This is a genomic window from Tistrella mobilis KA081020-065, assembly GCF_000264455.2.
Lineage (GTDB): Bacteria > Pseudomonadota > Alphaproteobacteria > Tistrellales > Tistrellaceae > Tistrella > Tistrella mobilis.
The window spans coordinates 405,377-416,184 of record NC_017957.2 but is presented as its reverse complement, the minus strand read 5'-3'; the positions used below and the strand labels follow the sequence as shown (position 1 = coordinate 416,184).

Genomic DNA, 10,808 nt, shown 5'->3' with positions numbered 1-10,808 from the left:
AATAACACGTTTGAAGCCATGACCAATCGCTCCGGTCATGAGTCTTCCTGTGTCTTACCCTCTTCCTTTTCAAAAGCGATCCTCTCCCCCTCCGATCCTGTGACCCTTCACTCTTCCCGCTCACCCGTCCGGATGATAGCCTCGTCCCAGGGTTGATCGGAGTGGGGGGCGCCATGCGGCTGGTCGTGGTGGTGGTGCGGGATCTGGTGACCGCCCGGGTGGCGGAGGTCCTGGCGGCAGAGAGCGGGCGCGGGACTGAAACGCTCGCGGTCGCGGGGTCCTGGCGGCAGACGGGTGGGATGCCGGCCGATCTGCTGGACCGGGTGATGACCCGGCTGGCGGCGTCCGAGACAGTCGCCACGCCGCGCCTGCGCGAGGTGGTGCTGGCGGGGATCGCCGATGCCGACGCCGCCGCGGTGATTGCGGCAACCGGGGTCAGGCTGCGCTGCCATCCGGGCCATGTGGTGGTGGATGACGGCCCGGGCACCGGCGCTGCGGCGGCGGGGTTTGCCGCTGCGCCGCAACGGCCGGTGTCGCTTCTGGAACAATTCGGCGGCCATGACCGGGATCAGATCCCCGTGCTGGACCGGCTGATCATCGCCAATGATCTGGGCGGCATGGCCGGGCTGATCGGCGCGCTGGAGGCGATGGTCTGCCGCAAGGCCGCTGCATCGGCCGCCGCCTGCAAAGCGCTCTCGCAGCTCGTCGGTGTCGACATCAGCCCCTGCGACCAGGTCGACTGGGGCACGGTCAGCCGCCGCCTGCCTGCCGAGGCCTGGAACCTGCCATGCCCGGATGCCACAGCCCCACCGACGCATGGCGAGGCGCAGGAGAGAGCGGGCGAGACGCATCTCCCCGAGGTGCTGGCGGGAGAGGTGCTGATCCGGATCATGCTCCGGATCCGCGCCTGGGATGCGGTGATCGCCCAGGAGATGCGCGACCACCATGAAAGCCATGGCATGGCCCCCGTCGATGCCGGGGCGATCCTGTCCCGGATCTGTCGCGCACCAGCGACGGAAGTCAACGCCTGGCTGGGCCGGGTGGACGATGTCGCGCGGGAACCGCTCCGGCTGCGGGCATTTACCCCGGGCGCCGACCGGGCCTCAGGCGGGGAACGGCTGATTCTGGCCGAGGTGCCCGAGACCGATCGCGACATCGCCGCCGAGGCGATCCTGCTCAGGATGTGGCAGACCGGCGGCGGACGGCCCGATGCCGAGACCGATCTGCTGATCCTGGTCACCCGGCGGCCCGAAACCGGGGAGGCCGCGGACGAGGCGCCGGCGCCCCGGACCGTCGCCCTGGAACATTACGGCGCCCGCCGCAATGCCGGGCTGATGCGCGACTGGTTCCGGCCCGATCTGCGGGCGGCCTGGGGGACCGGTCGGCTCCATTATTACGGCGGCGGCGGCGAGTGCCTGTTCTTCGGCGCCGAAGACCGCACCGGCACCGATGCGGCGGCGCTGGATGCCCTTGCCGACAGGATCCTGGCCAATCTGCTGAACGGCAACCGGCCGGTGGCGGGCTGGCGGCTGTCCTTCAGCCAGATCCTGGGCCTGAAGCAGGAGCTGACGGCAGACGACATCCAGGCGCTCTGTGCCGCGACCCGCGACCCGAACCGCCCGGTTCACCTTCTGCAGGCCACCGACGAGGAACGGATCTATCTGGCCGATCAGGTGCGCGACATCTTCGCCCCCGCCGTTTCCGCCGGTCAGACCGGGCCGGCCGACGGCTGCACGGCGCTTGCCGACGCGCTGACCCATGGTCATGCCCTGATCAGCCTGATGATCGATGTCGGCGCGGGCGGCCGGCTCAACGGGCAGCCGACAGGTCCGCTGTCGCTCCGCTATGTCCACAACAGCCGCGCCTCGGCCCGCTGCGCGCCGGTGGTGGGCTTGCGCCTGCATCTGGCCTTCCGCTCGGTGCTGATCCTGGAGGTCATTCTGGGCGACCGGCTGAACCCCGGCCCCTCGGGCGAGGAACATCTGAGCCTGGCCGCGCAGATGCAGCCCTGGAAGGCCGCGAACGAGGATGTCCCCCAGGGCTGGCGGGCGCTTCTGACCCCACCCGCCGGGCCGGTTTTCACCGTCGCCGATGCGCTGGACTGGGCGGCCCTTGGCCGCTTCACCCATTCAGGCTTCGCAGAGGCCGGGCTGCCCGAGAAGCCGACCGGCGGCCATGTCGCGATCAGCCTTCATGGCCCGTCCGGGATGCTGGGGCATATGATCCGCGGCCATGCCGTGACGCCGGATGATCAGCGGCTGACCGGCTGGTTCGGCGCGCTGATCGACATCGCCTTCGCGGCGCTGGGCTGGGACCGGGCAAGGCTGGCACCGCGGCTGCTGACCGATGATCGCGCCCATGTCGTCCACTCCCTGGTGACGCTCGGGCAGGTGCCCGATCAGGCCGAGGCGGTCGAGCGCCGGCTCTGGCTGCGCGGCCGGCTCGCCACCGTCGATCCCTATGGCAGCGGCCCCGCCTATGACCCCGGGGCCACCCGCGCCGAGATTGCCGCCGCCGCCTATGGTCGCTTCGATGCCGATGGCTCGTGGTTTGCCGCCACCAGCCATTCCTTCGTGATGTGGGGCAGTGGCTGGTTCGCGCGCAATGTGATCCATGCGGTGCAGATGCCGACCATGTATCGCCGGCTGTTCCTGATCACCCAGATCCAGGCCGGTGTGCTGACGCAGTTCACCGCCGACGTGGTCCGCCGCCTGCCACAATTGGTGGAAGGCGATGCCGACCCGGTCAACGATCAGCGCGCGCAGTTCCGGGATCTGCGCCGGCGGCTGATCCGCTTCAATGATGGGTTGTGGTATGGCGATGTCACCACCCAGGTCCAGGGGCGGGAGCTGTTCGAGCTGATGCGCCGTCAGGCGCGGCTCGATGCCGAATACCGGCTGATCGACGACAAGATCACCCGCACCGAAAGCTGGCTCGCCAGCCTGACCGAAGAAGCCGCCGCAATGATCGAACGCCGCGGCGCCCGGGTTCAGGCGGTGCTGTTCGGCCTGGGCCTGCCGGTGGTGATCGCGATCGGCCTGCTGGGGCTGAAGGAATTCGTCGCCGGCAGCGACGCCAAGGGCGAGGCGCCGATCTGGGATCTGCTGTCCGGGGCTTCGGCCATCGCTCATCTGCCGGTCTGGGCCGTGGCCTATATCATCGGCTGCGGCGTCTCGGCGCTGTTGTACCGGCGAGAGCTGTTCGGCCGCCCCCACCCGGCCGAGCCCCCGTCCGCCGCCAGACCGAACCGGCTGGCGCGGTACCTCGACGCCGCCTGCCGCCGTCTGCCGGAGGGCGGGCTGCGCCGCTGGCTGCACAGGCGCATTGCCTGCTACACCACCTATGTCCACCCCGGCCGCGACCCCGACCGGGCGGCCCTGCGCAATATCGGCCTGGGGCATGTCCTGGTCGTGCTGGTCTCTCTGGCCACAGGCTTCTGCACCTATACGCCCCCTGCGGCCCAGAAGCCCCCCTCTGAGGGCCGGATACCCAGTGGATATTATTATCTTATTGAAATATAATATAAAATATCAAAATCACCGGAGGACATCATGCTATCGTATGAAGCATCAAGGATGCCGACGGAAAATGGGATCTTCAGAGGCCAGTTGACAATGGGTTGGAAGGAGGGGAGTTTGAAGCCATGACCAATGGCTCCGGTCATGGAAACTCGACCAGAAGCTCCGTCGCGTAATGGCGCAGTTTGAAGCCATGACCAATGGCTCCGGTCATGGAAACCATATCTCCCCCACGGAGTTTGGATGATGGTGTTTGAAGCCATGACCAATGGCTCCGGTCATGGAAACAGGTGGACTCGACGTCGAGGTGGATCTCGGTTTGAAGCCATGACCAATGGCTCCGGTCATGGAAACCTTTGGCAGGTTTGCTTCGTACCTGCGCTTGAGTTTGAAGCCATGACCAATGGCTCCGCTCCCCATCCACGCCCGAGGTCCGGAGGCCGCGCCTCCGGGCGGGTCCGGGCGGCAGCCCGGTCTTCTGCCGTCAGTCTTCCGAGACGCTGAACCACCCGAGGCCGGCCGTCGCGCCCTGTCCCAGATGGGCATCGGCGGCGATGGCGAGCGGCAGGGCGAAGGCCGGGTCCAGATCCTGCAGGATCAGGCGGCCGCGGAAGCCGGCCATCGGGATGATGCGGCCGGCGAGGCGGCCGGAGCGGCGTTCCCAGCGGTCGGGGATCAGGCCGTCGGCCTGGATGCGCAGCCTGCGTGAGGCGGTGCGCAGGGCGCTGAAATCGGCGGCGATGGCGATGTCGTGCCAGCGGGCCAGGCCGCTGGCGCGGTCGGCGAGCATCATCGGCAGATTGTCGAGATGGCCGGCCAGCGCGCCGCCGGCCTTGAGGGCGAGCGGGGTTTCGATGTCCAGCACCAGGGCGCGCGAGGTGTCGGGCAGTCGGGTGTCGGGTCCTGTGGGCAGGCCCGTGACCCGGCGGATCTCCAGCGCCTCGACCGGCCAGGGCACGCGCATCCGGCCGAGCGCGCGCAGCGACACGCCGGCGGCCAGCGCCTCGACCAGGGCATCGGCGACGGCGGGCGCCCAATAGCCGGCGAAGCCGTAGAGCGCGATCTCGATGGTGAGGCTGCGGCCGCGCCGCTGCACCCGCAACCGCCAGGGCCGGGGCACTTCCAGCCGGCGGGTGAGCATGGCCTGGGTCTGGAACAGGATCGCGAAGGCCGCGGGCCGGTTGAACGGATCCCGCCGACCGCCCGCCCCTCCGTTTGCCGCCCGCTCTTCCAGAACCCGCCCCAGCGCGCCCCGCACGGCCGCCCCCATCCACGGCCCATCCTCCAGCCCGGCCGGGGCCGCACAGCGGAGGTGGATCACCTCTCGCGTGAAGACCGGGCCGAGCAGGTCGAACCCGCCGGTCAGGGCGGGGGTGGTGAGGCGTTCTGCCGCGGATGTTGGTGCCGTGGCAGGTTTCTGATCTTGCCCCGGGCCGACCTTGGCAGGGCCGAATGGCGTCATTTACCGCCGCTCTTATCGCTCTCCTTACTCCCGTTACCATTCGGTTTCAGGGTCGAGAGCTTTCCGTCGCGGATGGGACCGAGCGTCTGTCGCTTCCCGGCCGCCAGGCGCTTGTTGTTCGCTGACCAGCTGAACGTTTTGTCTTCCGTATGGATCTGCTGATCCAGGGCAAAAGGATGGGCTACGGCCGGGCCATCTTTGGGAGGCAACCTGCCAAGCGTGTCAAGGGCCCGGGCCGTCTGAGGAAGGGCCTCTTCCAACAGACGACGCCAACCGGCTGCAAGCTGCCGGGGTGCAAGGGGGGTATTGTTATCCTCGCCATCGAATTGCTGTTGATGGCCGGTATCGAAGGGATCGATATATCGCTGTCCCCGATCCCACAATACGAGAGATTTCACCTTGATAATGACGGTCCCCATCCCAATGTTTCTGCCCAGCCCGATCTTGTGACAGAAATTATCTGACGGCGTAATTGCGAAAGCAAGAAGCTGAAGTTCTCGAATATCCAGATTCTCAAAATACACACGAAATATAAATTTCGTTTTCTCGCTTATCGGGCGCACCTCAAGTTTCTGGCGGGCCTGATCATCACCTTGAGCGATCTTTCGAATGCTGATTGGACGAGGAGATCCGTTGTGCACATACATCTTGGTACCGTTAGGACGATGGTTCGTCAGTGAGAGCGGCCCCTTCGTATCGACGTCCGTTGTATGAAAGTAGAAGGACTCCGACGGCAGTTTCGGGCTGGCGAGAACGCGCAGAACCTTCCTGTTGTCCAGCGGGTCCTCCTGAGAGACCCGTTTGCCAAGGGTTGCAAAACCGACCTGAACGCGGCCGGCATAGGATAACCCTGCGCGGTCGCCCTCCTCGTCAGCGACACCAGTGTCGGCAACGAAGCCGAACAGGGCCTCCGCCCGAGACAGAGGCGTCCCGGCGGTCTCAGCTGTCACCGGACGCAGACGGCGGCCTGCGCGTTCTTCACTGGCTTCGAAAAAATCATGGATATCGGCGGCTTCAAACGAATTGTCTCCCGTATTGCGCAATGCATATCGCCGCCATGCAGCGCTGTAGCTGATCTCGATGACGGAGCCGTCCTTATCGGACGTGTCGAAAAAGACAATATCGCCGGGGCGCGGACGGAACCCGTCGGCCTTGTTCTTCGGCGCATTCCGAGGATAGAGCACGGCGGGCGTCCGACCTTTGCTCCGTCGGCGCTCGGCCAGCGCGCTTTCATAGGCTTCCTCCGCCAGGCGGACATATCGCCGCACAACCTCTTCCGGCAAAGGCAGTGTCGGGGTGTTCCGTGCCACCTCCCGCAGAAACACATCGTATTTGCGGACCTGCACCGTCTCTCCAGCCGCTTCTATACCGCGCACATAGCCGACAGCTGCCCCGGAAGACGAGGTTTCCTCGTCGTGAGGCGCAGGAGTGCTGCCGGCATATCCCCCAAGCACGAAATAACGGCCGTCCTGGATCTTTACCTTGATCGGAATTTTTTTGCCATCAACTGTCAGATCCCACTTATTTTCCGTCGCGACAATATCATATTCGCGCTGAAAGCGCGGAACCAATGCCGCCGCAGGGCATTCATATTTCCGACGATGACCGTCTTCAGATACAAATGAAGAATCTTCATAAGGAATTTGATCTTTATCGAAGTAATATTTGAATGATAGTCCCGGGAAGCACTTTGACCACTTCCTGCTGAACCGATCGAAATCATCAATCATCCATTTTCCGGGTGATTTTTTCTTAATCTCAAAAGTGGGGACGGCAAGCGGTCTGAGCACCAGTTTCGTGGGATCTCTGAGGTCTCGCTCGACCATGGCCATTGCCGAAAGTGCGTCAGACAGGTCGACCCGATAAGAAAGGATGCCCCTCCGATCCAGGATTCGCGGGGCGGAACCACTCGCAATCTCCGCAATGCTGGAGAGCATTCCCCTCAGGCTGCTGGCAGGTAACGCAATCTTGCCCCGATATCTGAATGGTTCCACCCGGCCATAAGCATCACTTGTCGCCGCCGTCTGCTGGCCGCCGACAACCACGGGCGAGAACGTCATGAGCGTACAGACGAAATGTCCTGAATAGCTGCCCTCCAGCCACCTGTCATGGGTCAGATGTCCAAGGTCTGCACCGGCGGTCTTCAGCTCCCGGATGATCGGATAGGTTCCAAGCAGCTCGTCACGATGCTTTTCAATGGGCTCCGAAATATCGATGAACTGGTATGGATTGATGAAGAGATCGGAGGAGGATGTGCTCATGACGCGTCTCCCGCAGAGATATCGGTCACTGATGCCTTGGCCACGTGAAGTTTCCGCAGTGCCTGACGGGCCGTCAGAATGAAGACTTCAGACGTCATTAAATTGGTTTCCGGGCCGATCCCACGCAGGGTCGACCAGACGTCAGAGTCCAGTGCCTCGCCGATCCGCAGATCTCTGATCGTGGCCTTACTGCGCCCATATCCCCGGGCTGCACCATGGCCGAAGGTCACGTCACCATCGGCAAGATCCTTGAACAACAGACACATGCAGGCGAAGCAGAATATTCGCTGATCCTCTTCCAGGCCTTCCAGGTTCAGCGCAACCGGAACCGACCAGTGCCCATTCTCAATTCCGGCGACTTTGAACTTCCGCCCGTCTGCGCCGCCGCCGCTGAAACGATCGAGCGCGATATATTCCTGCTCGACCCTGGAAAAGCTCCGCTGGGCGATCTGTGGGGTGCCGATCCGCACGCGCCCTCGATGCCCGACACTGCCGAACAATGTTCCGGTCAGGCCGTCGGCCATGGCCTGTCCGGTGGTCGTAAAAATGGTGTTCAGGATGCGCTGCACCCGGGCGCGCAGAACGCCCTTGACCGAGGTCGCCGGCAAGGCCGGATCTCCGGTCGATGTCCGTCGATACTCCAGGACAAGCGGCTCGATCCCGCCATCTTCAACCTGCCTGCGTTTCTCGGCATGTGCGCGACGAGCAGACGGATCAGGACTGGACATCAGCAGCCGGGACGTGAAATGAAGATCGATTGTGACGGCAAAAATCCACGGCCAGGACGGCATCGGGCCAGCTGGTCGGGCATTCTTCCACTGCATCTTATGTTCTTGCAGCAGGGCATCAGCCTTACGTCTCGCCCGTTTTGCGACGGCTCGGGCGTCATCCCAGCGGTCTTTCCCGCCCGACCCCAGCCAGAGCTTCACGATCTCCGCATCATAACACCGCACCTCCCCCAGCTCGAACACCGCCGCCCCCTTGCCCATACCCTTGTCGGCGCCCAGCCGGATGCGGGTCTCTTCGGGGCCGGTGTCGAAGCCGGCGAAGGCGGTCAGCAGGGCCTGGGCGATTTCGGCTGAGGGCACGAGCTGGCGCCCGTCCTCCGCAGGCGGCGTCTCGATCACCACGCGGATATCGAAAACCGTGCCCGGCGGCAGGGTCTGCTGGTGGAACAGGCGGCGACCGTCGACGGTGCGGGTGCGCGGGTCGATGGCGATGCGGGCCTCGCGGGCGGGTTGGATCGTCTGCGTGGCGCTGACTTCGGCATCGCCGATGATGACGCGGCCGCCCAGGCCGTCATCTTCCTCCCCGGGCCGATCGCTGCGGGTAGTGACATGGCCGAAGACGTCCCGCTGCCAGTCGTCAGTGATCAGGCCGTCGGGTGCCAGCTGCGCCAGATGCCGATTGATCCAGGCCCTGAGCGCACCTTTGAGCGAGGTGCCAGGGATGTAATGACGCCCGGTGTCGCTGCCGGCGACCAGCGCGATGTCGGGGGTCTCGTCCTCAGTCATGCGGGGGCCGCGCAGGGCGTCGTCGGGCCGGCTTTCGCCGGTGCCCAGATGCAGCTCCGAGGTGAGCCGAAGCCTGCCGGTGATCAGCCAGCGCGGCCCGAAGGCGGGTTTCCTGGTCATGCCTCACCTCCCGCGGAGGTCCGTGCCGGATCGGGTTCGGGCGTCGCCCAAAGGCCGTCGGGCAGGTGGATCCGGGTCAGGCGTGTCCGGTCCTGCAGATGGCCTTCGGGGCGCGGCGGGTCGAAGACCACCGCGCCATGGCCGTTTTCCGGCAACCAGGGGCAATGGTTCCACAGCTGATCGGCCGCGATCCCGTCCAGCTCATAGTCCTTGAGCACCGATGGCGGCACCGGCAGGCCGATGCGGCTCCAGCGCGTCAGCACCGGGGTGGCGTCGCCCGTGCCGGTCGGCTCGATCACGAACAGGCTGCCGGGCTGGGTTACGCCCCAGGGCCGATACTGCGTTTTTGGCGGGCGCTTACGGGCATGGAAAGCACCGCCGCGCATCGCCTCGGTCGTGAAGGCCCGGTGCAGGCGCAGCGTGCCGCCCGACAGCTCGTCGATCACGCGGGCATAGGCGGCACGCAACTCGGCCAGCCCCTGATGCCGGCCCAGCACATCCGGCGGGCAGAGCAGGGTTTCGGTCACGATCAGCATCCGGATCGGGCGGCCGACCTCTGGAACCGGCACCGCGGGCAGGCTCTCCGGAACCACCCGGATCAGCGCCGTGGCATCGGTCTTGCCGATGCCGACCAGCCCGGTCCGGGCAAGATTGGCAAGAGCCGCCCGCACATGGCCACGCTCATCCTGATCCAGGCCGTAGAGGTCGATATGGCCCAGCCAGACATGATCCTCCACCCGGCAGCATTCCTGGCCGAAAAGCTGGCTGCGCGCCGCCCGGCGCCGCTCGGGCGAAATCGCGGTGCGCACCCGCATCACCCGGCCCACCGCCTTCCCGCCCGCCGACGCGAGATCGGCACCATTGCGCATCATCGCCGTGACGGTGTCGGGCGTGTTCTTCCAGTCGGTCGGGTGGGATGGCGCCATGCCGTCGATCAGAACCGGCTCGGTCTCTTCGGCCAGATCGACCACCACCTCGTCGCCCGCCGTCGCCAGCGATTCCGGGCAGGGCAGCGGCCGCCGGCCCGAAAGACCGCCGGCCGCTTCAAGCCGTTCTTCCGCAGCGGTGCCGGGGCAGTGCACCGGCTCGGCCTGGCCGATATGCAGCCGGGTCAGGATCGCGGGCGTCACGGGCGCCATCACGCCGCTCTCGGGATGGGCATGAGAGATCAGCCGGGCCAGCACGCCCTTGATCACCCGCCCCGCCACATGATCCACCGAATGGAACATGTTGCCATAGACCGGCCGCTCCGAAATGCAGAACGGGGTCTCGAAGGCCAGAACCAACCGCAGGCGGTCGGCATCTTCCGGCAGGGCGCCCTGCCCTTTGCCGTTCGCCTCCTTCAGTTCCGCCGTCAGCACACGGCCAAAGCCGGCGCCGCGCAACCCACCCAGCTGCAGGATCCAGTTGAGGCAGATCCGCAGCCGGTCGGCGATCTCTGCCGCATAGGGCGCTTCGTCGGAATTACCCAGAATGATCAGCGCGCCGGTGAAGGTGACCTGGTCACCGGGGGCATAGGGGGCTTCCAGGACCTGAAGCGCCCCGCGCTCGACCGTCCCGGTCTCATCACTGATCTTCACCCGGGTCCGGCGCCCGTCCGGACGGCCGGCATGGTCCGCCACCAGATCGCCGGGCAGGATCACCCGCTTGCGCTGCCCGGCCGGCCCCTCCACGGCCGCGTCGGGCGCGAAGCCCGGGGCGCCGAACAGCGTGTCGACATCGGTAAACTGGTCCGGAGCAATCTCCCCCAGCTGGGTCCAGGCCTCGCGCAGCTTGCCGGCGACATGGCTGCCGGGAATGACCGGCAGGCCGTCCAGCCGGTCGCCCTGGCGCAGGATCGGCGTGTGGATGCCCGGCCGGCCGATGGCGGTGGCGCGGGGCAGAACCGGTCCGGCGACCGTCAGGCTCAACTCGTAACGGCTGATCTCCATGG

The 10,808-nt window shown here is 65.8% G+C and carries 5 protein-coding genes and 1 CRISPR repeat array (1 of these 6 cut by a window edge); of the genes, 1 reads left to right on the top strand and 4 read right to left on the bottom strand.

Annotated elements, in window-relative coordinates:
• Positions 1–45: direct repeats of the CRISPR family, unit length 37 nt (it extends 537 nt beyond the left edge of the window).
• A gap of 128 nt (positions 46–173) precedes the next feature.
• On the top strand, positions 174–3,521 hold the full coding sequence (locus TMO_RS19705) for a hypothetical protein (protein ID WP_014747449.1): 3,348 nt from the start codon (positions 174–176) through the stop codon (positions 3,519–3,521).
• Between the two features lie 481 nt (positions 3,522–4,002).
• Here TMO_RS19705 and TMO_RS19700 read toward each other — a convergent pair whose 3' ends face one another.
• From TMO_RS19700 to TMO_RS19685, 4 genes are read right to left on the bottom strand one after another with little or no spacing between them, the layout of a single operon-like run.
• Complete coding sequence (locus tag TMO_RS19700) at positions 4,003–4,980, bottom strand: hypothetical protein (protein WP_014747448.1); 978 nt, start codon at positions 4,978–4,980, stop codon at positions 4,003–4,005.
• Positions 4,977–7,241, bottom strand: coding sequence for a TIGR03986 family CRISPR-associated RAMP protein (locus TMO_RS30665; protein WP_014747447.1), 2,265 nt, complete (start codon positions 7,239–7,241; stop codon positions 4,977–4,979). The genes TMO_RS19700 and TMO_RS30665 overlap by 4 nt, the downstream gene beginning before the upstream one ends.
• Entirely contained in the window at positions 7,238–8,875 is a 1,638-nt protein-coding gene (locus tag TMO_RS19690) for an RAMP superfamily CRISPR-associated protein (protein WP_014747446.1), read from the bottom strand. The genes TMO_RS30665 and TMO_RS19690 overlap by 4 nt, the downstream gene beginning before the upstream one ends.
• Positions 8,872–10,806, bottom strand: a complete 1,935-nt coding sequence (locus tag TMO_RS19685; RefSeq protein WP_014747445.1) for an RAMP superfamily CRISPR-associated protein — start codon at positions 10,804–10,806, stop codon at positions 8,872–8,874. The genes TMO_RS19690 and TMO_RS19685 overlap by 4 nt, the downstream gene beginning before the upstream one ends.
• Positions 10,807–10,808 lie beyond the last annotated feature (2 nt).

Coding starts and splice junctions, on each gene's coding strand:
- TMO_RS19685 (WP_014747445.1), bottom strand. CDS start 10,806: ATGGAGATCAGCCGTTACGAGTTGAGCCTGACGGTCGCCGGACCGGTT.
- TMO_RS30665 (WP_014747447.1), bottom strand. CDS start 7,241: ATGAGCACATCCTCCTCCGATCTCTTCATCAATCCATACCAGTTCATC.
- TMO_RS19700 (WP_014747448.1), bottom strand. CDS start 4,980: ATGACGCCATTCGGCCCTGCCAAGGTCGGCCCGGGGCAAGATCAGAAA.
- TMO_RS19690 (WP_014747446.1), bottom strand. CDS start 8,875: ATGACCAGGAAACCCGCCTTCGGGCCGCGCTGGCTGATCACCGGCAGG.
- TMO_RS19705 (WP_014747449.1), top strand. CDS start 174: ATGCGGCTGGTCGTGGTGGTGGTGCGGGATCTGGTGACCGCCCGGGTG.